Consider the following 26,989-nt stretch of genomic DNA (forward strand, 5'->3'; position numbering starts at 1 on the left):
CCTTTTTAGTTTTGCAATTTGTTTCATGTATGTTTTAGATGGAAGGATGTGTTTTTATTTTGCGTTTTTACGGCGAATAAATAGTAACATACCGATTAGGAATGTTGAAAGTCCCATTAAAATAGATGCAGGATAATGCGTTGCCGTATTAGGTAACTTATCGCCTTCTTTTTTCACATTATCTTTTACATTCCCACCTTGGGATCCGTTGCCACCTTGAGAACTGCTATCGCTTTTAACGCGGTTGCCGCCTTGTGAGCCATTCCCACCTTGAGAACTGCTATCGCCTTTAACACGGTTACCACCTTGAGAACCGTTGCCGCCAGAACCGTTACCACCAGAACCGCTGCCACCAGAACCGTTGCCGCCGGAGCCATTGCCACCAGAACCACTGCCACCAGAGCCACTGCCGCCAGAACCGTTGCCACCAGAGCCACTGCCATCAGAACCGCTACCGCCGGAGCCATTGCCGCCAGAACCGTTGCCATCAGAACCGTTACCACCAGAACCATTGCCGCCAGAACCGTTACCACCGGAACCATTGCCACCAGAACCGTTACCACCGGAACCATTGCCACCAGAACCATTGCCACCAGAACCATTGCCACCGGAACCATTGCCACCGGAACCATTGCCACCAGAACCGTTGCCATCAGAACCGTTACCGCCAGAACCGTTGCCACCAGAACCGTTACCACCGGAACCATTGCCATCAGAACCGTTGCCACCAGAACCGTTACCACCAGAACCGTTACCGCCGGAGCCATTGCCACCAGAACCGTTGCCACCAGAACCATTACCACCGGAACCATTACCACCAGAACCACTGCCATCAGAACCGTTACCACCGGAACCATTGCCACCAGAACCACTATCGTCCTGAGAACCACTGTTTCCTGGTGGCTTATTATTATCTTTTGAGTTGCCTTCTGCTAAATGATCGTTATTTTGTACAATTGTGTTTGCTGCTGGAGAGAAGTTTTCCGTTGCTGCATTACCGATATTTAAACCGCTAAAAAAAGATAAAGAGAGTGTTGATGCTAAAATGAAGATTTTCGTCATTGTTTTCCTCCTAAGAAATTAATATTCCATCTAAAATACATCCCTTTGTAATATTTCTTAGGAAAAAGAGTTTTATGCAAAAAAAACTATATATAGAAAAAGGTGGTGTGTTTTTGAAGAGAGAAAAGAGTTAATGTAAACTCTTTATCCCGCTATTTGACGGGTAGTAAGATCCCCACCTGAAAATTCAGCGAAAGCAAAGAATTTAGGTGGGGGATGAACAAAACCCCACTGATTAAAGTTTCACTTTATAAATAGTGGAGCAGTGAGAATTTTACACTCATTACAGTAGAGGAAGTGACAGCAGATGAAAGAATATATTGCATTTGATATTGGTGGTACACAAATTAAATATGGAATTGTTTCAGAAACAGGGACAGTACTAAAGCATAAAACAGTTCCAACAGAAATTCATTTGGGTGGGGAACAAATCATTCAAAAACTTATTCTTCTATCCCGAAAATTAATGAATGAACATACGATTTCGGGAATTGGCATTAGTACTGCGGGAATTGTTAATATTCATAAAGGGGTTGTAACGGGAGGGGCGGAGCATATTCCGAACTACGCGACTATTCCTATTATTGATAGATTGCAAGGGGGATTACAAGTTCCTGTATCCGTTGAAAATGATGTGAATTGTGCAGCTTTGGGTGAGAAGTGGAAAGGTATTGGAAACGGAAAAAGAAATTTTATTATGCTTACTCTTGGAACTGGTATTGGAGGAGCGATATTTATAGATGGAGAGTTATACAGAGGACATTCTTTTAGTGCTGGTGAATGGGGAAATATGTTAATAGAAGGAAAGCAGTTTGAAGAGGTCGCTTCCATTTCAGGGTTAATTCGTCTTGTGCGAAAATATAAAGGTGAAAGTGATTGGAATGGAAAAACGATTTTCGAACTGTATGATAAAGGAGATAGAGAAGTTACGCAAGCAGTTGAGGTTTTCTTTAAACATTTAGCGATTGGAATTAGTAACCTTGCTTATATTTTTAATCCAGAAATGATTGTTATAGGTGGAGGAATTACTGGTAGGGGAAATCAGTTCTTAAAAGAAGTAAAAAGAGAAGTAGAAAAATATTTAAATAAAGAGATTTATAATAATTGTGAGATTGAACTTGCACAAAACGGAAATTGTGCAGGAATGGTTGGTGCTATTTACCACTTCTTACATTAGCATAAATAAGTTATATGAATGTTTTCATATAACTGAGAATTTATCCTTTTTATCACTAGGTAAATAATGCTACAATATAAGGGAAGAATACAATATTTTCCGATTTGGAAAATGCTTTGTAGAAAGGAAGAAACTTCATGCCTATTATTTTAGAAAAAGGTCAAAAGATCGATTTAACGAAAGGACAACCAAAAGTAGCAAAACTACAGGTTGGCTTAGGCTGGGATCCAATTGGACAATCAGGTGGGTTTCTGTCTTCATTATTTGGAAGTAAACCAAGTGTAGATTGTGATGCATCTGTTGTTATGTTAGAAGGGGATCGCTTTTTAAACAAAAACGATTTAGTTTACTTCGGAAACAAACTTTCTACTTGTGGTAGTATTATTCATTCAGGAGATAATTTAACAGGTGAAGGCGCTGGTGACGACGAAACAATTTTCGTAGAATTACATAAAGTTCCGAGCCGTATTAATCGTTTAGTATTCGTTGTAAATATTTATGACTGTGTAAATCGTCGTCAAGATTTCGGGATGATTCGTAATGCATATATTCGTATTCAAAACCCGCAAACTGGTGAAGAATTAGCACGCTATAATTTATCGGATAATTATGCTGGCAAAACGACTCTAATTGCAGGTGAAATGTATCGCCACGGAAGTGAATGGAAGTTTTCAGCTGTTGGAGAAGGCACACAAGATAAAAACTTAAGTGAGATTGTATCACGTTATCAATAAAATAAACCGAGGAGGAATTGAATATGGCATCAATTTCATTGAAAAAAGGACAAAAGGTAGACTTAACAAAAACAAATCCAGGTCTTTCAAAAGTTCTTGTAGGACTTGGTTGGGATACGAATCGTTATGACGGACAAAACGATTTCGATTTAGATGTTAGTATTTTCTTAGTAGGTGCTAACGGTAAAGTTTCAGGTGCAGAGGATTTCGTCTTCTATAATAATCCAAAAGGTGCGAATGGTGCTGTCGAGCATTTAGGAGATAACCGAACTGGCGAAGGTGAAGGCGATGACGAATCGATTAAAGTAGATTTAAAAAATGTACCTGCACATATCGAGCGTATTTGTTTCTCAATCACAATTTACGATGGAGAAGGTCGTAGCCAAAACTTCGGACAAGTTTCTAACTCTTTCGTACGTATTTTAGATGAAGAAAAGAATGCAGAGTTAATTCGTTACGATTTAGGAGAAGATTTCTCTATTGAAACAGCTGTTGTAGTAGGGGAATTATACCGTCATGCAGGTGACTGGAAGTTCAATGCAATCGGAAGTGGGTTCCAGGGCGGATTAGCGTCTCTATGTAATAATTTCGGTTTAGATGTAGAGTAATAGATTTTATATATCCATCGGTGAAACATATGTTTACTGATGGGTATATTTTTTAAGATATAAAATATAGAGGTGAATGTAAATGGTTATTCAATTGCAAAAAGGACAGAAGATTGATTTAGGTAAGACAAGCCCTGGCTTAACAAAAGCAGTAATTGGTCTTGGATGGGATATTAAATCCTATGACGGTGGATCAGATTTCGATTTAGATGCATCAGCATTCCTATTAGATGCGAATGGAAAATGTACGAAGGAAACTGATTTTATTTTCTATAATAATTTACAGTCTCCTTGTGAATCTGTTCTACATACAGGAGATAACCGCACAGGTGAAGGTGAAGGCGATGATGAACAACTTGTTGTAGACTTGAAGAAAGTTCCGGCAGATGTGCACAGAATTGCTATTACAGTTACAATTTATGATGGAGAAGGCCGTAATCAAAACTTTGGACAAGTTGGAAACGCATTCGTTCGTTTAGCAAATGAAGAAACGAATGAAGAAGTTCTTCGTTTTGATTTAGGGGAAGATTTCTCCATCGAAACAGCAGTTGTCTTTTGTGAATTATACCGTCATAATGGACAGTGGAAGTTTAATGCAGTAGGAAGCGGTTTCCAAGGTGGATTAGGTGCGCTTGTAAGAGCGTATGGCTTGGATGCATAAGAAGGGAAACGATATTCGTTTCCTTTTTTTGACCTTTCTATAAATCTAGCAAAGAATAGGGGATAAAGGTAAGATGAGTATTTTGCAAGGAATCCTTGATACGTATGCTCAGTTTTTCGACTTGGACATGTGGATTAGAGTGTTGCAAGATCCAGTATCTTGGGGATTAATAGGTACACTTGTTGTACTTGAAGGGTTGTTATCTGCTGATAACGCACTTGTATTAGCGGTAATGGTAAAACACCTTCCGGAAGAAAAGCGTAAAAAAGCATTATTCTATGGACTTATTGGAGCTTATGTATTCCGTTTTATTGCGATTGGAATTGGAATGTTCTTAATTAAATTAGCGTGGGTAAAAGTGTTAGGTGCACTTTACTTAGCTTGGCTTTCGGTTAAATACTTCATTGATAAAAGAAAAGGTAACGCAGAAGAAGAGGAAGCTCATGGTATGAACCAAAACAGTATTCTCTTCAGAATGTTTGGTGTCTTTTGGGGAACAGTTGCGATGGTGGAATTAATGGATATCGCGTTCTCTGTAGATAGCGTACTTGCTGCATTTGGTGTATCAAATCAAGTTTGGATTCTATTATTAGGCGGAATGCTTGGTATTTTAATGATGCGCGGTATCGCTGGCGTATTCTTAAAATTGTTAGAGCGTATTCCAGAACTTGAAACGACAGCATATATTTTAATCTTAATTATTGCAGCAAAAATGTTATTGTCTGTTATTCATATTGAAGTAAGCCATACGCTATTCTTTATTATTTTAGTTGTAGCATTTGGAGCAACGTTTATACTTCACTACATGAAGAATTCTGGACAAGCTAAAGAAGAAGTTGCAGCTACTAAAAATAATCATAAATAATTGAAATGGGTTTGCTCGTTATGCGAGCGCCCATTTTTTATAACTAAAAATAGTTTATAATAGAAGAGAGACTTTATAAAAAAAAGTAAATGTTTTTGGAGGTGAACTGTTGTGTTTTCACGTTTTACACTTCAACCATGTGCATTAAAAGACGAATCAGATTTAAAGCAATTTGAAGCGCTTTTAGAAAAACGCCCACAATATGAACTGACAGAGAATGAGATGAAGTTTAGTTATATAGCAACTCGTATTCTTGGTGTTCCTAATGATGTAGATGAATATTTCAATGAGCTATTTGATTATAGTGAAGTAAAAGGGATTGTGGTTTTGCATGAACAAAATTTAAATAAGGTGATTGATCCCGAAAAACTGCGCCATATCCAAGAGGTTTTTACATTACATCAAGAAGCACCGAATGGCCTTACAGTAAATAGGCTTGTCGCCCATCTGTCTGGAAAACAACTATTACCACAAGTAGACAATCCTGACTTACAGCATTATATACATACGACGTTTATTTCTGTATTGAAATTGTATGAAAAACAACATAACCAATCATTAAAAACAGAAGGATTCCGTCGTTTCTTAATCGATATGATTAAGTTAAGTGACAATTACGTAGCGAAGTGGTTCTCTACGATTAATTATAAGAAACAAATGCCACGCATCATTTGGTACGGTGATGCACAGGAAAGCCGTATATATTTCTTATACTTTCTTATTATGCTCGGTTGCGATGTACTTTATTATCACCCAGAAGGAAAAGATGGATTTGAGAATGTTGATGAGGAAGGAAGAAGTTTTGTTGTGTCTTATCCAAGTCGGATTTCTCTTGAACCATTTCCAGATCGCCGCCGTGAGCGAGTTGCGACAGTAGCGTATCAGGCTTCAAAAGAAATTGAACAAGTACTTCACCACGATAACTCACTGCTGTACAAGCCATGGCAATTTCGTTCCTATACGCCTGTAGCTCGTACGCTCAAAACAACGTATGATGAACTCTTTTTAATTACGAAAGAAAAGGCATTTGTGCGTCCAACATTCTTTGTTGAAAATAAACACATTTATATCCCTTCTTTATTTGCGAAAATATCAGGTGTCTCAAAAAATGATAAAGAATATTTTCAGCGATTAAAGGCTGTTACATCGTTTGATAACAGTTTATTAATTAATACATTCCCGTTTACGAAAGAACAAAAAGCGAATTTCCAATATCATTACCGAGATGCGTTAGACCGCGGGGGGAAATTACACCCTGATTTAATTATGAACAGTCATTGGTGGCCACATAAACGTTTGCCAGAAGGATTGCAACATGGTATTGCAGAGGCGATCATCCATACGTGCGAAAGTGAAATGTGTAAACCCATTGCGAAAGAGACGAAACAAGATGTAGCACTGTATGTTTTCGCACAGCTTTCTCAAATACCACCGAACATTTTAGAGCAACTTGAGAAATTTGATTACTCGCAAGAAGTACCTAAAATTGTTATATTTAATAATGAGAAGAGCGGAGAATTAAGCCGTTCGGATGCTGTTTTATTACTATTTTTAAATCAAATAGGAGTAGATGTATTCCACTTCAATCCAACGGGACGAAATGATATTGAACCGTATATTGATGCAGCAGCATTTGATTCGCATTGGCTTGAAGAAGTTAATTTCGATCTTGAGTTTCATAGTTCATCAGCCTATAAAAATTTATCACAAACAATAAAAGGACTATTTCGTCCATTTTTATAAGGAAAGGGAGAATACCATATGAATAACCCAGTCGTACTAGATTCGAAAACAGAATTAAATGAGCAAACAGCACAAGATGTTCGCTTACAACTTAGACAAGATGCAGATGTGCAACGTATTTATAATTCGGTAGATATTAAAGATCAATTAGAATTAATTGAACTTGGAAAAGAACCATCTATGGAAATTTCACGTTTCGCTGATCAAATTTTACATACAATGTCTTTATCAAAAATAGAAGACTCTGGAGAATTATTAAAACAGCTTGGTAAAATTATGGATAGATTCGATAGCAAAGACTTTGCGGAAGAGAAAAGCGGTTTCTTCTCACGTATGTTCAAAAAAGCTGATAAAATGATTGAACAAATCTTTAGTAAGTACCAAACAATGGGTCGCGAAATGGATAAAGTATACGTAGAAATTACAAAGTATCAAGATGAAATGAAAAAATCAATCGGTACGTTAGATGGTTTATATGAGCAAAATTTAAAATATTATTTAGACTTAGAAAAGTATGTAGTAGCAGGGGAAATGTTATTAGAGCGTTTAAATACAGAGTTGGTTCCAATGTACGAAGAACGTGTGCGTAACAATGACCAATTAGCAGGTATTGAATTAGAATCACTGAAAAACTCTGTTGAAATTTTAGAGCAGCGTATTGATGATTTAGAAAAAGCACGTATGGTTGCGCTACTTACAGCACCACAAATTCGTATGGTTCAACGTGGTAATAATAAATTAATTGGTAAAATCAATACAGCATTTATTACAACGATTCCTATCTTTAAAAATGGTATTATTCAAGCGGTAAATGCGAAACGTCAAAAGCTTGTTGCAGATTCTATGGCTGAACTTGATCGCCGCACAAATGAATTACTTAAGAAGAATGCACAAAATATCGCAACGCAAAGTGTGGAAGTAGCGAGATTATCAGGTTCTTCTAGTATTAAGATGGAAACACTTGAGGAAACTTGGAACATTATTTCAAGAGGTATGCAAGAAACACAACAAATTGAAGAGCAAAATAAACGTGAGCGTGAGGAAAGCCGCAAGCGTATGGCTACGTTAACAGAGAACATAAAAAAAGAATTACAAGGATAAAGTGAAACTTTAATCGGCGGGGACATCTCCCACAAATAGTGAAATAGGTGAAAAGGCAATGAGGAATAATCCTCATTGCCTTTTAGTTTCTCTTTACTAATTTAATGATCTCATTCACAACAAGTGGAATAATACTTAATAAGAGAACAAATCCCCAATCTCGCATCGTTAATGCATGTACACCGAATATATTTGCAAGAGGTGGGATGGAGATAATACAAACTTGCATAAGAACACCGATAAGAAGGGAGAAGACTAAATATTTATTTGTAAAAATCCCAATTGAAAAAATGGATTTCGTTCTTGAACGCAAGTTAAATGAATGAACGAGCTGAGAAAAACTAAGAACGACAAATGCCATTGTTTGAGCGTGTAATAGAGCATCTTCATCAATTTTCTCTGGGAAAAGAGGAAATAAATTTGTATCTCCGGTATAGAGTTTTGCCCCGATGATAAAGGCTGTTAGCGTTAAAAGTCCAATGACAGCCCCGTTGAAAATAAGAAAAGGAACGCTACCACTAAATAAGCTTTCTTTCGCATGTCGTGGTTTTTCTTTCATCACATCTGGATCTTCAGGATCAACCCCAAGTGATAATGCAGGTAGTGTATCTGTAATCAAATTGACCCACAAAATGTGAATAGGGCGTAGTGGTGTTGCCCAGCCGAGTAAAATCGCTAAAAATAAAGCGATAATTTCTCCAAAGTTACAAGAGAGTAAGAAGAGAATTGATTTTTTTATGTTACGATAAATATTTCTACCTTCCTCAACAGCTTTCACGATAGATGAGAAATTATCATCTGTTAACACTACATCCGCTGCTCCTTTTGCAACGTCTGTTCCTGTAATGCCCATCGCTACGCCAACATCAGCCTGCTTTAAAGATGGAGCATCATTGACACCATCACCAGTCATAGAAACGATATTTCCTTTTGCACGTAATGCTTTTACGATTTTTACTTTATGCTCTGGAGAGACTCTGGCGAATACATTTAAGTGATTAATTTTATTTGCTAGTTCTGTATCTGGAATGTTATCTAATTCAGTTCCAATCATAATTTCAGATATTTCTTTGGCAATACCAAGTTCTTTGGCAATTGCAAAGGCGGTATCTTTATGATCACCAGTAATCATAACTGTGCGAATACCTGCTTTTTTACATTCTGTAATGGAATCTTTTACTTCAGTTCGCGGTGGATCGATCATACCGACAAGACCAATAAAGATGAGGTTTTCTTCAAGATGATCTATATCCACATCGTTTGAATTGTATTGTTTAAATGCGAATGAAAGTACTCTTAAAGCCTCTTGAGACATTGACCCGGCAGTTTCTAATATTTGATTTTTATCAGCATCTGTTAGAACCTCGATCTTACCGTTTTTAAATATGTGGGTACATCGAGGTAAGAGTTTATCAATGGCACCTTTCGTCATGCTACAGTAGCTTTCATCGTATGTATGAACGGTTGACATCATTTTACGATCCGAATCGAAAGGCAGTTCGTTAACGCGTTCATGTATCTTTTCTAAATGATCTTTTTGCATATTAAAAGTGTTTCCGGCAACAAGAAGGGCGATTTCTGTAGGGTCCCCTGTTTGTGAGTCGGAACCGTAAGAAGCATCGTTGCATAGCACCATATTTTCTAACAATAGACGTTGTACATCATTATTTACATTTAAGTTTTCTAAGTGGTCGTATGTGTTATCACTATAAAAGTGAGTAACGGTCATTTTATTTTGCGTTAACGTACCTGTTTTATCTGAACAAATAATTGTGACAGAACCGAGAGCTTCAACAGCTGGTAGTTTACGAATGATAACATTTTGTTTAATCATTCGCTGCACACCAATTGCAAGAACGATGGAAACGATAGCTGGCAAGCCTTCTGGAATAGCTGCAACGGCTAAACTAATAGCAGTCATAAACATTTCTAACGTATCTCGTCCCTGTAAAAAACCGATGATAAACATAATGACGCAAATAGATACAGCGACAAAGCCTAAATACTTTCCGACTTGTGCTAAGCTCTTTTGAAGTGGTGTCATATCATCGTCTGCTTCATGTAAGAGGGTAGCGATCTTACCAATTTGTGAGTTCATTCCAGTTTCAACAGCGATACCGACTCCGCGTCCGTATGTTACTAGCGTTGACATAAAGGCCATGTTTTTTTGATCACCCAGTGGTACTTGCTCATCACTTTGCATAGAAGGATGGTAGATTGCATCTTTATCAACAGGGACAGATTCACCAGTTAGAGCAGATTCTTCAACTTTCAAATTTGCGGTTTCGATAAGCCGTAAATCACATGGGATATAACGTCCTGCATCCAGCATGACAATATCACCTGGAACGACTTGTTCAGATGGGATTTCTTTTAGTTCACCATTTCGCTTGACGATAGCTTTAGGTGTCGCCATCTTTTTCAATGCCTCTAAAGCTTGTTCTGCTTTTGATTCTTGGACGACACCGATAACAGCGTTTAAAACTACAACGAGCGCGATAATACTTGCATCAGCCCATTCACCTACAAAGGCAGAAATAAGGGCAGCAATAATAAGGACATATACGAGGACGTCATTAATTTGGGCGAAAATACGCTGCCATAACGTGCGTTTTTGTTTTGTAGCTAATTCATTGGAGCCGTATTGCTTTAAACGTTCACTTACAATTTCATCTGTTAAACCGTGTTGTTCGTTTGTTTCTAGGTCGATTAATGTTTGATCTTTCGTCTTACTGTACCAATTGCTCATAAGTAAGCACCTCCAGTAAAAACAGTTAGCAATGGTAGTGTTGCTATTATTTGTGAGTAGTATGTATGGAGAAAAAATCTAAGGTGAGGTTCTACTTCTATTGTACAATATTTTACAGTTAGTTGAAGGGAAGAGAAGAGTTGTCATGAATTTGTTGGAAATAAAAAGAAGCCTCATATAACGAGGCTTTTTTTACTTTTTAATTAATGTACCTAATTCTTCTGTAATAGCTTGCATTTCACTGATGCTGAATGTTTCACGTTTCATAACATGCTCATAAATGTCACGTAAGTCTTCGTACATTTCTTCATTAAAGCTAGCAGCTCTCATCGCTCCAGCATTAACCATACGTAATTTTTCTTTAATAGCTTCGACCATATATTCAACGTTTTCTTCTGACTTTACGGATAAATCCACCGAAGTGTCCCCCTTTAAAATAACATAAGGATATCTTAACATTTTTTATCATTTTCGTTAATGAATCTTTTCAATCCTATTAAATTAGTAGGGATTTCCTTTATAATTAATAATTGGTTGTTTATACTATAAGTATATATTAAGAAATGCACCAAGAAGGGAAGAAACAAATATATGGTTCAAGTATTGTTTGTTTGTCTTGGGAACATTTGCCGTTCACCGATGGCAGAAGCGATTTTTCGAGATCTTGTCGTAAAAGAGGGACTCGAGGAGAAAATTGTCATTGATTCTGCAGGAACTGGAGATTGGCATGTTGGCCATCCGCCACATAAAGGAACACAAAAAATTTTAAAAGAAAATGCAGTCACTTTTGAAGGAATTAAAGCAAGGCAAGTAGAAAAAGAAGACTTAACAAAGTTTGATTATATTATTGCCATGGACAACAAGAATATAGCAGATTTAAAAAGTTTAGGTAAAACTGGAGGCTATATTGGTAGACTGTCCGATTTTGTTCCAGACGGTGGCTGGACAGACGTTCCCGACCCTTACTATACAGGGAATTTCCAAGAAGTATATGACCTTGTAACAGAAGGGTGTGCAAAGCTATTAGCTTTCATTCGAAATGAACAAGGAATATGAGGAAGCTTAGAAAGAAATACTTTCTAATATAAGAAATGAAAGGGTGAAGGAATATGGCAAAGAAAAATAATATTGCTCGAAACATTGCGATTGGTGTAGCTGCAGGTGTAGCTGTATCTATGTTGAAGAAGGAAAACCGTGAAAAAGTAAAAAATACTGCGGAAAAAGCAAAAACAAAGATGATTGAAATCGGTGAAAATGCGAAGATAAAAGAAAAAGTGCAAACTGTTACAGATAAAGGACGCGAACTCGCTGACTTCAATGTAGTAAAAGCGAAAGTAGCAGAAATTAAAAAATTGACGCCGTCTGTTGTAGAGACGTTAAAAGAAACGAAAGAAATTTTTAGTAAGAAAAAGGTTGAGCCAGCAGAGAAGCCAGAAACGATTGAAATTCAAGCTGTATCTTCAAAGGTAGATGAGCTGAAAGCAGAAGAAGAGCCAGTAGTTGCTGAAGATGGCGGTATGAAAGAAGCGCGTGAACTATTTATGAAAGACTCAAATGTAGAGGAAAAAAAAACTGAAGCGTACATTGAGTTGAAGCAAGATAAAGAAGAGAAGAAAAGCGTTTAAACATATATGAGAAAAATTTTAGAAAAGGTGAGGAGACATCGTACTTATTCGTTTGGTAAAGACTTATATGACCGAACGATGCGCGATGATGTAGCGGGCTTGGCAGCACAGCTCGCTTATTTCTTCTTGCTTGCAATTTTTCCTGGGCTCGTTTTCTTAATTACGCTTCTTGGATTTATTCCCATTCAAACAGAGGATGTGCTTAGTTTATTAGAGGTTTATGTACCAGATGATGCAATGAACTTAATTGAGGTAAATGTAGATAAAGTTGTAAATCAGCAAAATGGTGGTTTATTATCATTTGGTTTATTATCCATGTTATGGTTTGCCTCAAATGGTGTTAATGCGGTTATGAATGCTTTTAACCGCGCCTATGACGTGAAAGAAACACGTTCTTTTATTACAACAAGAGCGTTATCAATTGTGTTTACATTAGCTATCATTTTTATGATTGTCTTTGCTTTAATTGTCCCGGTATTCGGACAAGTTATTGGAGCAGCCGTGTTTAAAGCACTCGGTTTATCAGATAGTTTCTCTTTCGTATGGAGCATTACACGCTTAGTAGCGAGTTTCTTCGTACTATTCGCCTTGTTTAGTTTCTTATATACATTTGCACCAGATCGAAAGTTAAAAAGAAGAGAAGTCATTTCAGGAGCAACATTTGCTACTGTAGGATGGATTGTGGTATCGTACTCATTTGCTTATTATGTAGATAAGTTTGCGAATTACGCCAATACATATGGTGGTCTCGGTGGTATCATTATTTTAATGTTATGGTTTTACTTAACTGGATGGGTAATTTTACTTGGCGGTGAAATTAATGGTTTACTCCATCATTATAGGACGGGTGACAATAATTCCCGTAATGAAAAATGACCTCTTGTTCCATAATAATAGGGAACAGGGGGGATATTTCATGAGTAATAATAAAAAGAACCACAACAACAAAAATAACAATAAACAAAAGAGCAGTTCGCATCCAAAGCATAAAACGAGTAGTAGTGCGAACGGGCATAATAGCTACCATTAAAAAAACGGGTCCTCTATGAGGGGCCCGTTTTTATTTGTTTCCTTTTAATAATCGTAAGCCATTTAAAATGACAAGAATCGTACTTCCTTCATGCCCAATAACACCGAATGGAAGAGCTAAAAATTGTAAGAAGTTTGAACAAATCAGCATTGCAATTACAGCTAGTGAAAAGATTACGTTTTGTTTTACAATACGGTTCATTCGTTTTGATAAACGGATTGCTTGGGAAAGGCGAGATAATTCGTTCTTCATAAGTACAACGTCTGCAGTCTCTAAAGCTACGTCTGTTCCTTCACCCATTGCTACACCAATGCTGGCAGTAGCGAGTGCAGGAGCATCATTTATACCATCTCCGACCATTGCTACTGTCCCATATTTTTCTTTTAGCTTTTTAATCGTTTCAACTTTTGTTTCTGGTAAGCATGATGCGTAATATTCCTTTATATTACTTTCAGAGGCAATTGCTTTTGCCGTTTCTTCATTATCTCCAGTAATCATAATTGCTTCGACACCAATGCTTTGTAATTCACGAATAGCAGCTATTGTTTCTTGGCGAAGCGTATCTTTTAAAGCGATAAGTCCAAGAATGCCTTTCTCATCACTAATATAAACGACAGTTTTACCTTCTTTTTCAAGGGAGGCAGAAATACCATTATGAAATGTCTTTGTTTCTTCACCGATAAAATCAGCTTTACCTATTTTATAAGCTTTGTTTTCAAATATTCCTTTGAGTCCAAAACCAGTTACATCTTCAACATTTTCTGGTTTTGTTAATGCAATGTCATACGCATGTTGTGCATATTTAACGATAGATTCAGCTAAAGGGTGTGTAGAGTGACTTTCAATTGATGCTGTAATAGAAAGTACTTCTTTTTCTGTCATACTTTCTCGAACATATACATCTGTTACGGTAGGTTTTCCTTCTGTTAATGTTCCTGTTTTATCAAAGGCGATCGCTTTTACTGAAGCGAGGCGTTCTAAATGTATGCCACCTTTAAAGAGAATTCCATTTCTTGCTCCGTTAGAAATTGCAGATAACGTTGCTGGTGTAATGGCAGCAACGAGTGCACAAGGAGATGCGACTACAAGTAAGATCATAGCGCGATAAAACGTTTCATTCCAGCTCCAGTCCAGTAAAAAATGGGGAACGAACATCATAAGCGCAACAACGAGTAGTACACCTTTTACGTATGTTCCTTCGAATTTTTCGATGAATAGTTGTGATGGTGATTTTTCACTTTGTGCACTTTGGACGAGACGGATAATCTTTTGGAATAATGTTTGATCGCTCGGCTTCGTAATTTTAACTTCGATAGCACCGCGTAAATTTACAGTACCGGCAAATACTTCATCGCCATGTTTTTTTTCATTTGGAATAGGTTCTCCAGTAATTGCTGCTTCATCGATATTTGTTTCACCGTTATGAATCGTACCGTCAGCAGGAACGCGCTCACCTGGCTTAATTAAAATAATGTCTTTAATTTGTAATCGTCCAACAGGAACACGTTCTTCGATTCCATTTGAAATACGTAATGCTTCTTCAGGTTGTAAATCAAGAAGCGCTGAAATTTCTTTTTGACTTTTACTCAATGTATAAGATTCCATCGCACCGCTTAGTGCGAAGATAAAGATTAAAATTGCACCTTCTGCCCAGTAGCCAATGATTGCAGCACCGATAGCAGCAAAGAGCATGAGCATTTCGACATTTAGCTCTTTCTCTTCAATGGTATCTTCAATACCTTCTTTCGCTTTTGCATATCCACCAACTATATAAGCAAGGATATAGCAAGTAATGCCTACATTCATTGCATCGTTCTTTGTGAATAACCAACCAGCTAAAATGAAAATACCAGATGCGATTGCAAATATAAGTTCATGATGTTTCTTTAATGTATCCCATAAAGAGGGATGAGAAATAGATTTTTGTACTTGTAATGTTTTTACTTCTGAGTTCATTACTACTCGCTCCTTCCAAATTCTTATTGAGAAAAAGAATCAAAATCGAAACCCCTATAAAACGACGAAAGCTGCCATCCATAATGGATAGCAGCATTTCTGTTGAACCTGATTTTAATAGTTATTATATTGTAATTATTCTATAGTATAGCATATTTTTTCGTTAGATGATATGTTTTGTTTGCGTATAAACTGAAAACTTGTGTTTTCACACTTCCTTTGGTATATATGAATATTGTTCATAAAAAGATCGGAAAGGAAGACAACAAGTGAAGACAGAGAAATTTTTTACCCATCCGATTGGCGTACTAATTGCTGCAATAGTAGCGACTTTTTTGTGGGGGAGCGCATTCCCATTTATTAAATTAAGTTACGCTGAACTTGGAATTCAGCCACAAGAAGTTGGGGAGCAAATATTATTTGCTGGTTATCGTTTCTTTTTATCTGGAGTCATGCTCTTATTATTCTTTAAAGTGTTAGGAAAAGATATGAGCTTCAAAAAAGGAACGGGGAAGCAGTTAGTACAAATTGGTTTATTTCAAACATTTCTTCAATATATATGTTTTTATATTGGAATGAGTTATAGTTCTGGCATTGAAGGAGCTATCATTTCAGGAACATCATCATTCTTTCAAATTTTACTTGCGCACTTTTTATATAAAGATGATGCGCTCAATATGAGAAAAATAATTGGGGTCTCTATCGGCTTTTGTGGTGTCATTTTAGTAAATGTACCGAGTGATGGTAGTTTGTCATTCCATTTCGGAATTGGTAGCTTATTACTTCTTAGTGCAGCAATGTTGTATTCATATGGAAACATATTGGCGAAAGAAGGTAGCAAAACATTAGATGTTGGTTATATGACAGCATACCAAATGATTTTTGGTTCTATCGGGCTATTATGTATAGGAGCTCTGCAAGTTGGAGTAATGCCATTTACATTTAGTGTACATGCAATATTTATGCTTATCTATTTATCTTTCTTATCCGCAGCAGGCTTTTGCATTTGGAATACAATTATGAAGTATAACAAGGTTGGAAAAGTATCAATGTACATGTTCTTTATACCTGTATTTGGTGTGTTATTATCGAGCATGATTTTAGGAGAAGCAATTCATTCATTTGTATTATTCGGTTTGGCATGTGTAGCCGCGGGAATTATCGTGGTGAATCGGACGACAGCTAAGCAGAAAAGGGCGAACGCAAAACAAGTAGCATAGATAACAGGAAAACGATTACAATGGAAGAACAGTACTGTTCTTCTTTTTTTATATAGAAAAAGGATAATAGACTAGGTGTAACGAAAAAAGATACAAAAAGCATTTATTGAGGAGAACATGTTATGAATCTACTTTACATGGTGTTAATTGGGCAAATCATTCTTTTTTTAATTGGTGCAATGTATGCAATAGGACAGACAAAAAAGACAAGAAATAATATGCCGTTACCTTTAGCAGTACGTCTTATTCTTAGCTTTTCTTTAACAGCAAGTGCAATTTGGATATGGTTACAAGATCCATCAGTAGCGTATAGTACGTGGGTTGCACTAGGTATGACGTTATCAACTGTAGGAGATTTATTTATGGCAGGTTTGATTCCAATTGGTCATCGATTAATTGGAGGGATGATTACTTTCGCGCTTGCGCATTGTTTTTATGTAAAAGCATTTTTGCAAACAGGCATCTCATGGAATGGTTTTTGGATTGGTTTACTCGTATACGGACTCTTTCTAATTATAGGATGGTTCTTTTTTATACGAAATGATAAACAAGATAAATTGTTTACGATAGGAGCTCTAATTTACGGATTGTGGGTTGGAGGAATGGCTTGCTTTGCATTCGCCCTATACTATGAGAATACAGGAATATGGTGGATACCGGCTTTTGGTGGTTTACTATTTGTGATTTCTGATTTTGTTATAGGCGTGACAGATATTGGAGGGCGCAAATTAAAGTATGAACCACTTTGGATTTGGTTTACATATGTAGCGGCTCAAATGTGTATTGTATATGTGGGAATATAAAAAGATACTCTCAAAAATAGTGGATAGACTATTTTGAGAGTATCTTTTTTTGTTACTATGCTACGATGCTACGATGTTTTTTTGTTGTAGAGCAGAAAGGCTATATTTATCAGCTGCTTTATAACCTTGAGCTAATAAATCATTGATGTAAAGCTTGTTGTAAATAAAGCAGAAGACTAGGTTAGAGAATCCGAACGTAAACATGCTAGCGATTAAAATAATTAAAAATCATTTCCAATCTCCATGGAATATAGCAGGGAAGAAACCAAAGAAAAATACAGTCCAACTAAAACCAATTTTTGCTTGTTTAATTTGGCCGGTATTTTCATTTTTAAGCATAACTTTCATAGAAAAAGTCCTCTTAAGTAAATATAAATATAAAATAATAAGTGTAAGATATATTATATTTAGATAATATATTTTTGAATATTATTATTTAAAAGTTTTTAATATTACGATTTTGCAATTCAGAATTTTGTGGAAATTATACAGTTGAAGTCCTTATAATAAAAGTAAAAAGATGATGAGATGGTGGAATGATGCAAAAGAAAAAACGTTTGCGTGAATTCTTTGGAACAATTGCAATTGCATGTTTGTTGGTGTTTTTGGCAAAAATCTTTTTGTTTTTTCCTACGACTGTAAAAGGAGCATCCATGAAGCCAACGTTACAAGATGGGGATAAGCTGATTGTTAATAAGTTAGCAAAGCAATTTGAAAGTTATGGGCGAGAAGATATTATTGTTGTGAAGACGGATAATTTTTATGTGAAAAGGGTTATTGGTTTGCCTGGTGATGTCATTGAGGTGAGAAATGATCAATTATATGTGAATCATGAAGTGATACAGGAAGCGTATTTGTATAGTAATAAAAAACAAGCTGAAAAAAAACTTATGAATTTAACAGAGGACTTTGGACCAATTACAATTCCTAAAAATAAGATTTTTGTTATGGGGGATAATCGCTTAATAAGCAGAGATAGTAGAAATGGTTTGGGACTTATTGATAGAGAAGATGTATTGGGAGAATTAGCGGCGATTTATTATCCATTTGAACATATGAAAATAATGAATTAAAGTAAAAAACCAAGCAAATTTCATTTGCTTGGTTTTTTATGTTAAATCGTAGGAGACTCATTAAATTCATAGATGTTTTCATTGTTTTTGTTCGTACTTAAAACGAATTTGTGCTGTAATAGTTGCAGTTTAAAGAATGCTAACGGATCGTGATAAGTTTCTGGGTTGCTTCTTAACGTTGCTAATGTTTGCTCGTCTTCCTGTATTTCAAGTTGAGCTGATTCTACATTTTGTTTCAGTATGCTAAGTGGATCTTTAAAGAACATCATGATATCTCGTTCTAATGCGCCTTCAAATACTTCAAATTGAAGGAAGAATTGTTTTGAGATTGTTTGAGCAATTTCCGTATAATCTTCCGTTTCAATGTATTGTTTATATTTGTTTGCGAGCATAGATTGATTTTTTTGCATGTTACCAAATAGTTTTCCCGCACTCTTTAAGAAAAATTGTGTCGGTGTAAAGCGTAATAAAATATTGATGTTCGATACTGTAATTCGATTTGTCATACGTACAACATCTCGATGCCAATCATCTAGTAATTTGAAATCGCAAGGAAGTTTCATGCGTTCTTCTTTATATAATTTATTAAACGTTTCACTCATTTCATCTAAATAAGATTGAGCTTGAATAAATTCATTATGAGCTGTTTCAATCCACTCTTGAATAGAACCAGTAAATTTAGGAAGAAGCACTTGTTGTACATGTTTTTGAACTCGTTCGTTCATCGCAGTATTTAATTCTTCATGAACTAATTTGAAGTCGCTATCTTCTTGAACAAGGTCAGAACAACTCTGTAATAATTCAGGGATTTGAGAATGGATATCTCGTGTGATTTCTTCTTTCGTTAAAAGATAAGATTCTGTAATAGAACGAATTTTATCTTTTTCAAGAGCAGTAAGGTTGTTAATAAATCCATTTAATTTAACTGAGATATGTTTATTCCAGCGTACTGATTTCACTAATGTATTTTCTAACTCCACACGTTCATTTACAAGGTATGCGATTGTCTTTTGAGTAAACCATATTAGTTTTTCTATACGTTCTTGTTCCATGTTACGTTCTGCCAAATTAGAAAGAATAGACTCTGTCACGTCCCCAAGTTGTTGGCTACTCTCTTGTGAAGGAGAGTATGGGAAGAACTGTGCATTTGGGAAATGGACTTTAATCTTACTCATTAGTTTTTCATTATTGGTCGTATTATTTGTGTGTAATACGAAATGAATTTGTAAATTTGGCACTTGTTCCCGTAAATAAAGTAATGTATCAAGTTCTTCACCATGTAATGGTGAAGCAGAATTTAATACGTAAATAAGGCTATCTGCTGCTTGTAAGTATTCAAAATATGAGCTGTTTTTATCCACTTGCCCTTGAATGGATGGTGTAACAAGAAATGCAAACTTATTTTTTCTTAAAAATCTACTCGGTAACTTAATTTCTATACATTTTTTCTCAAGTTCTGACTGGGAAGATGTAGCCATTATTTGATGGAATTCATCAAAGTTCGGTATATTGTGTACATCTAGCGCAGTGAATTCTGTTATTTCAGTTTGGCTATCATCTTTAAATAGAATAGGAGTTGTTAAGGTCTTAGTTAAGATGTTCTCTCCTAATATTGAATTGATGAATGATGATTTATCATGGTCACTAGTTCCCGCTATTAGTAATTGTGTAACATTTAAATCACACAGTTCGTGAACGAGTAACGTAAATTGATGACTTAAATCCACATCATTTTTTTCAGCCCATACAGCAATTGTTTCGAATAAATGAGAAACTGTTTCCATATTTACATTTGTTTCAGCTGTTGAATTAGAAAGTAGGGCTCCAGCACTTTTTACGAGTAATGACTCTAAAGTTGTAGGTGAAACTTCATTCCATGCTAACACTGCAGCAGAGACAAATAGGGCATCTTTTGCTTTCGTTAAACTAAACCAATTTGTTAATAAATCTGGTACAAGTCCCTGCATTTCATGCATGAAATGCTCACCAGTAATTAACTCAAAGTACGTATTTTGATAGCGTTCAACAATTTCATGCCAATCGTCATTGTTGTCTGTTTCAATATGTAAGAATAAATGATTTATTGTTTGAACCCAAGGGAGATGCAAGTTTTCATTTTGATAGCTGTTCCAAAGCGCAATAACAAGTTCTTTAAATTGGACTTGATCAATGGCATATAAAGCTTTTAAAGATTCATAGAAATATTCTGGTTTGATTTGTTTCGTGAATCCTTGATTCACATAATTGATTAAAGTATCGAACCAGTGTAACGATTTTGTTCGAATTCCTTCTTGAACGGCAAGCTCGATAGCATTATTCCAATCTTTTTGTTTTTCATAGAATGAGCGAGCGATTGCAGTAATATTTGGATAGTCAGGTTGAAATGCAACAGCCTCACTAATCGTCTTAAATGCTAGACCTAAACGATCTTGTTCGATGTAAAGAGAAAGAAGTTGTAAGGAAACTTCCATTGTAAGAGCTGTATCTTCCGTTTGAATAGATTGATAAATTTCTTCTGCTTTTGGCAAGAATCCTAGTTCAAAATAAGAATCTGCAATATTTTTGGTTGCCCAAAGTGCAAGTTCGTTATTTACTTTCTCCCATTTAAATATCGCTGCTTCAAAGTCTTTATTTTGGTAATAAAATTCACCTTGAGCAAAGCGGATATTAGAAATGTTGGAGAATTCATTTGTGGATTCATTTATATATGCTTCACCGAGTACTTCTGATACTGGAGTAGAAGTTTCTTCTGTTAAAAATGTTTTATAGTAAACCTTTTGGATAAATTGATTTTCAATGGTCATGTTCGTTCCCCCTGTATAATTTAGAAAAATGATGTTGTATGTAAAGGGTGTATGTTCTTTTAATAGGTAGAAGTTGCATTATATCGACCAAACTATGTTTTTGCTGGATATATCATTTTTCCTGAGAGTTAAACCGTTGCGAAAAGTAACTTTCCTTTATTGTAACAAAAAAACAAGCATATGAATTTTTATTTTTTAATCCCGCCATTTGTGGGTAGTAAGACTAGCGCTTCAAAAATCGGTGAATATAAGGGAAGTAGGAGGGAGTTCGGCGCACAATTAATGGTTCACTTTCTTCCTGCTAAAGGAATGGATAGAAGTAGAGTTCATTATAAAAACAATGTATAGTGAATATGTATACCATGTTTGTCTGGAAGATAGAAAGGGCACAATGTGGAATAACGATCGTGCATAGGATGTGTTTTCCGAATGGAACAACATATTGGCGAGTTAATCGCGCATTATGGGTATTTTGGAATTATTATAGCGTTGGCCGGTGGAATTGTTGGATTACCGATACCAGACGAGTTTTTATTGACTTTCGTTGGTTATAATGTTTCTAAAGGAGTTATGTCAGGAACTGCTGCTTTTTTAAGCGGGATGGCTGGTGCGATGTTAGGTATTACATTAAGCTACATATTAGGTTTAAAACTTGGACTCCCTGTTTTAAAAAAATATGGACCGAAGATTAGAATTAAAGAACATCACATTGAAAAAACGCATATTTTATTTGAAAAGTATGGCCCCTTTCTTTTAATGATTGGTTACTTTATCCCGGGAGTACGTCATTTAACAGCCTATTTTGCTGGGATGTCGAATTTAACACTTTGGCGTTTTTGTTTGTACGCTTACGGTGGTGCGCTTATTTGGATAAGTGTTTTTATTGGACTTGGCTGGAAGTTAGGAGAGAAGTGGCGTTTCGTTGAGTATAGTCTACATCATTACGGAATATGGATTTTATGCATTTCAGTAGTTGTTACATGTATTGTATGGTTTTATATAAAGAAAAAGAAAAACCGCTAATAGCGGTTTTTTTAGCTGAAAGCAATAAATAATACACCAGCTGTAATAAAGACTACACCAACGCCAGTCATAAAGTTTAACTTTTCACCGAGTATAATCATCGCGAGAATGATAGAAAATACGACGCTTAATTTATCGACAGGAGCCACTTGTGAAACTTTCCCTGTTTTGAGGGCAAGAAAATAAAATAGCCATGACGAAGCACCTGCAACCCCACTTAATGTGATAAAGAGCAGTGCTTTTTTATTTAGCAGTACATCGCCGATATTTTGAAATTTACCTTGGATAATAATAACGCCCACCATAAATAATGCCATAATAATAGAACGAACCGTTGTTGCAACATTGGCATCGATTCCATCTAAACCAATCTTTCCAAAAATAGATACAAGGGCAGCAGCAATTGCTGATAATAGTGCGAATAAGAGCCATGAACTCATAGTAAAATTCCTCCAATCTTACATTATTATACATGAAAACCATTCTCACGTATAAAATGAAACTTTAATCAGTGGGATTTTACCGCCCCGTAAATAGCGGAATAAATAACGAAATAATCCCCACCTTATGTTGCTAATAAGGTGGGGACTATTATACTACTCTGCAATTTCCTCATAGAAAAAGTACGTTACATTATAAATATGTTCTACTTCATCGTCTGTCATAAACAATAATTCATCACGCTCAATCCCTTTTTTCTTTTCAATAAACTCAATCATGTTTTTGCGTTCTTCTCTTTTCATCAATTTTATTTCTCCCCTCAACCTGTTTTAATACAGTTTATTTAAGTTACTGCTATTATATAACAGAATCTTTAGGAAGTTCCACCTATTTTATTGTTTTTTTTAGAAGAACTTTTCGACAAAACAAGCCCACCTAAAGGGGGCTTGTTTTGTTTTATAGTCGTAAAAACTCGGGCTCCGTCGTACCAGCACCATCGATGTAATAAATTGTGTCAGGATTGATTTTTATTAATACGTAATTAGGGTCTTCAGGACCAAGTAACCAGCGTTTTAAGCTATTATTCCAAAACTTGTTTTTTAATGTGGAGTCTTCCTCGATGGAAGCTAAGCCTTCAACTTCAATATAATCTTCATCTAATTTTTTTCCTTCTCGTCCAAGTAGTACATGGACATTTGGATTGTTTTCAATGTCTGTTATCTTTTTTGATTTCCGATCTGTTGCAACATATAACACAAAATCTTCGTGGAAAAACATCATAAAGGCGCTATGAGGTTTATTTTCACGTACAGTAGATAATACACCAGTTCGTTGACCACAAATAATAGTTTCAATTTTTTCTTTTAAATGCATGCTTTTAACCCCTGTTCATAATTTATTGTTTTCTCCGTTTAAACAAGATAATTTGAATATCTTTTATACTGTTTTCTTCAATCCGATTTTTTAAACGTAATTGTGATGAAATCGGACAAGTTAGGAGAAGAATAATAATAATATCGAGGAGAAATACATACGATGGAAGGATGAAAAGCATGTTTAATAAAATATTTCTTATAGTAGCGCTAATCGGGGTACCACTTTCTGTACTTGGAAAAACGCTTCATTGGCCTCAAACAATTATGTTCGCTGTGTATTGTATTACGATTATCGCATTAGCAGGCTTTATGGGCAGAGCGACAGAAAGTTTGGCAATTGTCTCTGGACCTAGAATAGGCGGATTATTAAATGCTACTTTCGGTAATGCTGTTGAACTGATCATTTCCATTTTTGCACTTCAGGCGGGATTAATTGAAGTGGTGTTAGCCTCATTAACGGGTTCTGTACTTGGAAATTTATTATTAGTAGGAGGGCTATCCTTCTTTATAGGAGGGCTTAAATACAAAAGACAAAGTTTTAATGTGTATGATGCAAGGCATAATTCAGCTTTATTAATCTTTGCTGTAGTAGTAGCTTTTGTTATTCCAGAGATTTTTTCAATGAAGATGGATGCTGGAAAGACGTATCAATTAAGTATCGGTGTGTCTATTATTATGATTATTATGTACCTTGCTGCATTGCTATTTAAGTTAGTTACGCATCGTGGTGTATATCAGCATAAAAGTGATGAAGTCGCTCATGAGGAAGAACCAGAGTGGTCGAAAGGTAAAGCACTACTCATTTTAGCAATAGCGACAATTGCGGTAGCGTATGTGTCAGAGGCGCTCGTGCATACATTTGAGACAGTTGCAAAGTCATTTGGTTGGTCAGAGTTATTTATAGGAGTTATTATCGTTGCAATTGTTGGGAATGCAGCGGAACATGCATCTGCAATTATTATGGCGTATAAAAATAAAGTAAATATTGCAGTTGAAATTGCAGTCGGTTCTACGTTACAAATTGCCATGTTTGTTGCTCCTGTATTAGTACTGCTTTCTATGTTATTCACGCAAAGGATGCCTTTAGTATTTACAATACCAGAACTTGTTTCTATGATTACAGCTGTTTTCTTAACAATTGCGATTTCAAATGATGGAGATACAAATTGGTTTGAAGGCGGTACGTTATTAGCAGCGTATGTCATTATGGGAATTGGTTTTTATTTATTATGAAAAATAGGCATAACAATTGTATTGAGAGAAAACAATAAACAAAGTAGTATATATACCTTTACGTAGGAAGGAGCCAGACAGGTGAAACGAGTATACAGCATATGTCTTTCAACTATGGTCTCGTTTATTCTATTATTTCCTAACATGAGTTTTGCAAAGACAACGGTAGAAACAAAAATGCCTTCATCTGTTTTAAATATTTCTAAAGACAATACGTTTCCAAATGATGCGCAAGATTTGCCGCGCTTACAACCGAGTAAGTTTGCTCAAGAACTATTGAAAACAGCAAATATTAAAATTGAAAATCCGGACTTAATTCGAATGTTTAATGAAACGACAATTTCGAATGCTCCGCTTGCGGTAGGGTACCGAGCGAAGATTTATTTAGGTCAATGGGCTTTAAATTATGAATCGGTTGATACATCGATTAATTGGGAATATAAACAAGTAAATCGTAATGTGTACGATAATCGCGGAGGAGATCGCTTATATCCGCTACGCTATAAGCAAGAAACGCAAAAAACGGTTGAAGGTGATTTAACAGCAGATATGAAAAATACTGCGGATGTGAAAAAAATGATGCTTCTCAAAGCACTTGAAAAAGTACAATTGCCGCTTTCATTTAAAACGACCATTGGTTATGGTACTGGACATGAGCGTGTGTATAATATTAGTCCGAGTCAACTTGGATATTTATACGCTTATACACCAGCAGTAAATGAAAAAGGAAAAGTAACGTTTGGAGAAGTGTACCTTGTGTTAAAAGGAAATCAAAAGAGGCTTGTAGTGAAAAATATTACCTCACAAGGAATTGGAGCGGCGATTCCAATTCATGATCATTTATATTTTAAATTCATTTCATCTTCTCACTCGCAATAATATGAAAAAAACGTCAGCTTATAAGCTGACGTTTTTATTTATCCCGCTAGTTGTGGGCAATTGGTTCAACTTTAAAATGTTATGTTTGCTGTTTTTGATAAGAAATCTTCTGTCGGATAGTAGCTATTTTTTACAAGAACATTTGGTCCAAGGCATTTTACTGCAGGACAGTGACAGCTTAATGATTGTGCTGTTTTTGAAGCACTCCATTTGTCATACGCTTCTTGTAGTGTGTTTGTTTGTACGTTACCTAGAAGGGGAACGTCACCGAAATCAGTTACAATAATATTTCCATCGAAAATGTTGACGTTTAAACGAGAACGACCATCTGGATCGTTACGAACTGTTACATTTTTGCTTTCTTGTAATTTCTTAAATGTGGCAATGTCTCGCTCGTCATCGCTACAAGCGTAGAAAGGTAAAGTTCCAAATAACATCCATACATTTTCATCGCGAATTTCTAGTAAATGCTCAATTGCATCACGAATTTCAGCTTTTGTTAAAATCTCTAGATTGCTCGCAAAATCACTCGGATACATCGGGTGAACTTCATGACGTTTACAGCCCATCTCTTCGACAATTTGACGATGAATATGTTCAATATGTGGTAGAGTTCTTTTGTTTAACATCGTTTCAGCTGATACGAGTACACCTGCATCTGATAGAGCTTTACTATTTGTAATCATTCGTTCAAATAGTTTTGCACGTTGTTCATAAGTAGGTTTACGTTCCATCATTGCAAATCCACCTTCAACGAAGTCATCAATTGTTCCCCAGTTATGGGATATATGCAATACGTCTAGATAAGGAATAATTTGTTCGTAACGTGCTAAATCTATAGTTAAGTTTGAGTTGATTTGAGTGCGAACGCCTCGTTCATGGGCGTATTTTAAGAGTGGTGTTACATAGTTGTCGACGGATTTCTTTGAAAGCATTGGTTCTCCGCCAGTAATACTTAAAGAACGTAAATGAGGAATCTCATCTAATCTTTTTAATAAAAGCTCCATCGGAAGCGGATTTGGATCTTTCGGCTGTAATGTGTAACCAACAGCACAATGCTCGCAACGCATATTGCATAACGTTGTCGTTGTAAACTCAACGTTTGTTAATAGTAGTTTGCCGTACTCTTCAAGGTCCATATACGCTTCCCATGGATCGTAAGAAGGAGTAATCGGCTTCATTTTTTGTGATATCGTCATATGAAATACTCCTTTGACTATTGAAATAACAATTTGTCCATTCTCTATAATAGAAGAATATGTACTTTTTATAAAGTGAAACTTTTTTGTGAAAAAAGAGAGAGGGCTTACATTTGAATGAATGACTG

General features: G+C 35.8%; 25 protein-coding genes and 1 pseudogene. 16 read left to right on the top strand and 10 right to left on the bottom strand.

Annotation, left to right across the window (positions count from 1 at the left end):
• Nucleotides 1-54: 54 nt before the first annotated feature.
• Nucleotides 55-1,062 (bottom strand): LPXTG cell wall anchor domain-containing protein, encoded by a 1,008-nt coding sequence (locus MKX31_RS00565; RefSeq protein WP_340979711.1) that lies wholly within the window; start codon nt 1,060-1,062, stop codon nt 55-57.
• Between the two features lie 307 nt (nt 1,063-1,369).
• On the opposite strand from MKX31_RS00565, the gene MKX31_RS00570 reads away from it, so the two are divergent.
• From MKX31_RS00570 to MKX31_RS00600, 7 genes are all read left to right on the top strand, one after another.
• Nucleotides 1,370-2,239, top strand: a complete 870-nt coding sequence (locus tag MKX31_RS00570) for an ROK family protein (protein ID WP_064477236.1) — start codon at nt 1,370-1,372, stop codon at nt 2,237-2,239.
• Nucleotides 2,240-2,376: 137 nt separating this feature from the next.
• On the top strand, nt 2,377-2,973 hold the full coding sequence (locus MKX31_RS00575) for a TerD family protein (RefSeq protein WP_064477237.1): 597 nt from the start codon (nt 2,377-2,379) through the stop codon (nt 2,971-2,973).
• 23 nt (nt 2,974-2,996) lie between these two features.
• Complete coding sequence (locus MKX31_RS00580) at nt 2,997-3,581, top strand: TerD family protein (RefSeq protein WP_000146727.1); 585 nt, start codon at nt 2,997-2,999, stop codon at nt 3,579-3,581.
• Between the two features lie 82 nt (nt 3,582-3,663).
• Nucleotides 3,664-4,242 carry a TerD family protein gene (locus MKX31_RS00585; RefSeq protein ID WP_048559725.1) on the top strand — a complete coding sequence of 193 codons (579 nt, stop codon included), beginning with the start codon at nt 3,664-3,666 and terminating at the stop codon, nt 4,240-4,242.
• A gap of 73 nt (nt 4,243-4,315) precedes the next feature.
• Nucleotides 4,316-5,107: a TerC family protein gene (locus MKX31_RS00590; protein ID WP_064477238.1), complete on the top strand. Its 792-nt coding sequence runs from the start codon at nt 4,316-4,318 to the stop codon at nt 5,105-5,107.
• A 111-nt stretch (nt 5,108-5,218) separates the two neighbouring features.
• On the top strand, nt 5,219-6,850 hold the full coding sequence (locus MKX31_RS00595) for a YceG family protein (RefSeq protein ID WP_064477239.1): 1,632 nt from the start codon (nt 5,219-5,221) through the stop codon (nt 6,848-6,850).
• An 18-nt stretch (nt 6,851-6,868) separates the two neighbouring features.
• Entirely contained in the window at nt 6,869-7,951 is a 1,083-nt protein-coding gene (locus MKX31_RS00600; protein ID WP_001064414.1) for a toxic anion resistance protein, read from the top strand.
• A gap of 82 nt (nt 7,952-8,033) precedes the next feature.
• On the opposite strand, the gene MKX31_RS00605 is transcribed toward MKX31_RS00600, so the two are convergent.
• Nucleotides 8,034-10,700: a cation-translocating P-type ATPase gene (locus MKX31_RS00605; protein ID WP_340979713.1), complete on the bottom strand. Its 2,667-nt coding sequence runs from the start codon at nt 10,698-10,700 to the stop codon at nt 8,034-8,036.
• A gap of 192 nt (nt 10,701-10,892) precedes the next feature.
• Complete coding sequence (locus tag MKX31_RS00610; RefSeq protein WP_000366197.1) at nt 10,893-11,117, bottom strand: DUF1128 domain-containing protein; 225 nt, start codon at nt 11,115-11,117, stop codon at nt 10,893-10,895.
• A 174-nt stretch (nt 11,118-11,291) separates the two neighbouring features.
• On the opposite strand from MKX31_RS00610, the gene MKX31_RS00615 reads away from it, so the two are divergent.
• The 3 genes from MKX31_RS00615 to MKX31_RS00625 are packed head-to-tail and all read left to right on the top strand — an operon-like array spanning nt 11,292 to nt 13,201.
• On the top strand, nt 11,292-11,756 hold the full coding sequence (locus tag MKX31_RS00615; protein ID WP_000250910.1) for a low molecular weight protein-tyrosine-phosphatase: 465 nt from the start codon (nt 11,292-11,294) through the stop codon (nt 11,754-11,756).
• A 53-nt stretch (nt 11,757-11,809) separates the two neighbouring features.
• Complete coding sequence (locus tag MKX31_RS00620) at nt 11,810-12,325, top strand: DUF4075 domain-containing protein (protein ID WP_016133535.1); 516 nt, start codon at nt 11,810-11,812, stop codon at nt 12,323-12,325.
• A gap of 6 nt (nt 12,326-12,331) precedes the next feature.
• A complete protein-coding gene (locus MKX31_RS00625; protein ID WP_001226522.1) occupies nt 12,332-13,201 on the top strand; it encodes a YihY/virulence factor BrkB family protein in 870 nt (289 codons plus the stop codon).
• Between the two features lie 184 nt (nt 13,202-13,385).
• Here MKX31_RS00625 and MKX31_RS00630 read toward each other — a convergent pair whose 3' ends face one another.
• A complete protein-coding gene (locus MKX31_RS00630) occupies nt 13,386-15,311 on the bottom strand; it encodes a heavy metal translocating P-type ATPase (RefSeq protein ID WP_088046939.1) in 1,926 nt (641 codons plus the stop codon).
• Between the two features lie 269 nt (nt 15,312-15,580).
• On the opposite strand from MKX31_RS00630, the gene MKX31_RS00635 reads away from it, so the two are divergent.
• Together MKX31_RS00635 and MKX31_RS00640 are read left to right on the top strand one after the other, a co-directional pair.
• Nucleotides 15,581-16,531: a DMT family transporter gene (locus MKX31_RS00635; protein WP_064477242.1), complete on the top strand. Its 951-nt coding sequence runs from the start codon at nt 15,581-15,583 to the stop codon at nt 16,529-16,531.
• Between the two features lie 122 nt (nt 16,532-16,653).
• Nucleotides 16,654-17,334 (top strand): lysoplasmalogenase, encoded by a 681-nt coding sequence (locus tag MKX31_RS00640; protein ID WP_064477243.1) that lies wholly within the window; start codon nt 16,654-16,656, stop codon nt 17,332-17,334.
• 60 nt (nt 17,335-17,394) lie between these two features.
• Here MKX31_RS00640 and MKX31_RS00645 read toward each other — a convergent pair.
• Nucleotides 17,395-17,682, bottom strand: a pseudogene (locus MKX31_RS00645) (hypothetical protein).
• Between the two features lie 188 nt (nt 17,683-17,870).
• On the opposite strand from MKX31_RS00645, the gene lepB reads away from it, so the two are divergent.
• The gene (gene lepB, locus MKX31_RS00650) at nt 17,871-18,407 is read left to right on the top strand and encodes a signal peptidase I (RefSeq protein WP_064477244.1); all 537 of its coding nucleotides are present in this window, start codon (nt 17,871-17,873) and stop codon (nt 18,405-18,407) included.
• 41 nt (nt 18,408-18,448) lie between these two features.
• On the opposite strand, the gene MKX31_RS00655 is transcribed toward lepB, so the two are convergent.
• Nucleotides 18,449-21,211, bottom strand: a complete 2,763-nt coding sequence (locus MKX31_RS00655) for a tetratricopeptide repeat protein (RefSeq protein WP_064477245.1) — start codon at nt 21,209-21,211, stop codon at nt 18,449-18,451.
• Between the two features lie 429 nt (nt 21,212-21,640).
• Here MKX31_RS00655 and MKX31_RS00660 point away from each other — a divergent pair, with 429 nt between their 5' ends.
• A complete protein-coding gene (locus tag MKX31_RS00660) occupies nt 21,641-22,234 on the top strand; it encodes a DedA family protein (RefSeq protein ID WP_048559737.1) in 594 nt (197 codons plus the stop codon).
• Nucleotides 22,235-22,245: 11 nt separating this feature from the next.
• Here MKX31_RS00660 and MKX31_RS00665 read toward each other — a convergent pair whose 3' ends face one another.
• From MKX31_RS00665 to MKX31_RS00675, 3 genes are all read right to left on the bottom strand, one after another.
• Nucleotides 22,246-22,674 (bottom strand): EamA family transporter, encoded by a 429-nt coding sequence (locus MKX31_RS00665; protein ID WP_000100307.1) that lies wholly within the window; start codon nt 22,672-22,674, stop codon nt 22,246-22,248.
• Nucleotides 22,675-22,830: 156 nt separating this feature from the next.
• Nucleotides 22,831-22,977 carry a BH0509 family protein gene (locus MKX31_RS00670; RefSeq protein ID WP_064477246.1) on the bottom strand — a complete coding sequence of 49 codons (147 nt, stop codon included), beginning with the start codon at nt 22,975-22,977 and terminating at the stop codon, nt 22,831-22,833.
• Between the two features lie 154 nt (nt 22,978-23,131).
• Nucleotides 23,132-23,548, bottom strand: a complete 417-nt coding sequence (locus MKX31_RS00675) for a pyridoxamine 5'-phosphate oxidase family protein (RefSeq protein WP_048559739.1) — start codon at nt 23,546-23,548, stop codon at nt 23,132-23,134.
• A 179-nt stretch (nt 23,549-23,727) separates the two neighbouring features.
• Between MKX31_RS00675 and cax the strand changes: the two genes are divergently transcribed.
• Both cax and MKX31_RS00685 read left to right on the top strand, forming a co-directional pair.
• The gene (gene cax, locus MKX31_RS00680) at nt 23,728-24,783 is read left to right on the top strand and encodes a calcium/proton exchanger (RefSeq protein WP_064477247.1); all 1,056 of its coding nucleotides are present in this window, start codon (nt 23,728-23,730) and stop codon (nt 24,781-24,783) included.
• Between the two features lie 81 nt (nt 24,784-24,864).
• The gene (locus MKX31_RS00685) at nt 24,865-25,662 is read left to right on the top strand and encodes a YfkD famly protein (RefSeq protein WP_033662157.1); all 798 of its coding nucleotides are present in this window, start codon (nt 24,865-24,867) and stop codon (nt 25,660-25,662) included.
• Nucleotides 25,663-25,733: 71 nt separating this feature from the next.
• Here MKX31_RS00685 and yfkAB read toward each other — a convergent pair whose 3' ends face one another.
• The gene (gene yfkAB, locus MKX31_RS00690; protein ID WP_000156029.1) at nt 25,734-26,861 is read right to left on the bottom strand and encodes a radical SAM/CxCxxxxC motif protein YfkAB; all 1,128 of its coding nucleotides are present in this window, start codon (nt 26,859-26,861) and stop codon (nt 25,734-25,736) included.
• Between the last annotated feature and the right edge of the window lie 128 nt (nt 26,862-26,989).

The sequence above is a fragment of the Bacillus sp. FSL M8-0063 genome, from assembly GCF_038005545.1.
Lineage (GTDB): Bacteria > Bacillota > Bacilli > Bacillales > Bacillaceae_G > Bacillus_A > Bacillus_A wiedmannii.

What these genes read in the sequence shown, in the direction of transcription:
- MKX31_RS00565 (WP_340979711.1), bottom strand. Translation starts at nt 1,062, where the DNA reads ATGACGAAAATCTTCATTTTAGCATCAACACTCTCTTTATCTTTTTTT.
- cax (WP_064477247.1), top strand. Translation starts at nt 23,728, where the DNA reads ATGTTTAATAAAATATTTCTTATAGTAGCGCTAATCGGGGTACCACTT.
- MKX31_RS00620 (WP_016133535.1), top strand. Translation starts at nt 11,810, where the DNA reads ATGGCAAAGAAAAATAATATTGCTCGAAACATTGCGATTGGTGTAGCT.
- MKX31_RS00665 (WP_000100307.1), bottom strand. Translation starts at nt 22,674, where the DNA reads ATGAGTTCATGGCTCTTATTCGCACTATTATCAGCAATTGCTGCTGCC.
- lepB (WP_064477244.1), top strand. Translation starts at nt 17,871, where the DNA reads ATGATGCAAAAGAAAAAACGTTTGCGTGAATTCTTTGGAACAATTGCA.
- MKX31_RS00605 (WP_340979713.1), bottom strand. Translation starts at nt 10,700, where the DNA reads ATGAGCAATTGGTACAGTAAGACGAAAGATCAAACATTAATCGACCTA.
- MKX31_RS00580 (WP_000146727.1), top strand. Translation starts at nt 2,997, where the DNA reads ATGGCATCAATTTCATTGAAAAAAGGACAAAAGGTAGACTTAACAAAA.
- MKX31_RS00585 (WP_048559725.1), top strand. Translation starts at nt 3,664, where the DNA reads ATGGTTATTCAATTGCAAAAAGGACAGAAGATTGATTTAGGTAAGACA.
- yfkAB (WP_000156029.1), bottom strand. Translation starts at nt 26,861, where the DNA reads ATGACGATATCACAAAAAATGAAGCCGATTACTCCTTCTTACGATCCA.
- MKX31_RS00655 (WP_064477245.1), bottom strand. Translation starts at nt 21,211, where the DNA reads ATGACCATTGAAAATCAATTTATCCAAAAGGTTTACTATAAAACATTT.
- MKX31_RS00670 (WP_064477246.1), bottom strand. Translation starts at nt 22,977, where the DNA reads ATGAAAAGAGAAGAACGCAAAAACATGATTGAGTTTATTGAAAAGAAA.
- MKX31_RS00640 (WP_064477243.1), top strand. Translation starts at nt 16,654, where the DNA reads ATGAATCTACTTTACATGGTGTTAATTGGGCAAATCATTCTTTTTTTA.
- MKX31_RS00600 (WP_001064414.1), top strand. Translation starts at nt 6,869, where the DNA reads ATGAATAACCCAGTCGTACTAGATTCGAAAACAGAATTAAATGAGCAA.
- MKX31_RS00630 (WP_088046939.1), bottom strand. Translation starts at nt 15,311, where the DNA reads ATGAACTCAGAAGTAAAAACATTACAAGTACAAAAATCTATTTCTCAT.
- MKX31_RS00675 (WP_048559739.1), bottom strand. Translation starts at nt 23,548, where the DNA reads ATGCATTTAAAAGAAAAAATTGAAACTATTATTTGTGGTCAACGAACT.
- MKX31_RS00660 (WP_048559737.1), top strand. Translation starts at nt 21,641, where the DNA reads ATGGAACAACATATTGGCGAGTTAATCGCGCATTATGGGTATTTTGGA.
- MKX31_RS00575 (WP_064477237.1), top strand. Translation starts at nt 2,377, where the DNA reads ATGCCTATTATTTTAGAAAAAGGTCAAAAGATCGATTTAACGAAAGGA.
- MKX31_RS00615 (WP_000250910.1), top strand. Translation starts at nt 11,292, where the DNA reads ATGGTTCAAGTATTGTTTGTTTGTCTTGGGAACATTTGCCGTTCACCG.
- MKX31_RS00570 (WP_064477236.1), top strand. Translation starts at nt 1,370, where the DNA reads ATGAAAGAATATATTGCATTTGATATTGGTGGTACACAAATTAAATAT.
- MKX31_RS00625 (WP_001226522.1), top strand. Translation starts at nt 12,332, where the DNA reads ATGAGAAAAATTTTAGAAAAGGTGAGGAGACATCGTACTTATTCGTTT.
- MKX31_RS00590 (WP_064477238.1), top strand. Translation starts at nt 4,316, where the DNA reads ATGAGTATTTTGCAAGGAATCCTTGATACGTATGCTCAGTTTTTCGAC.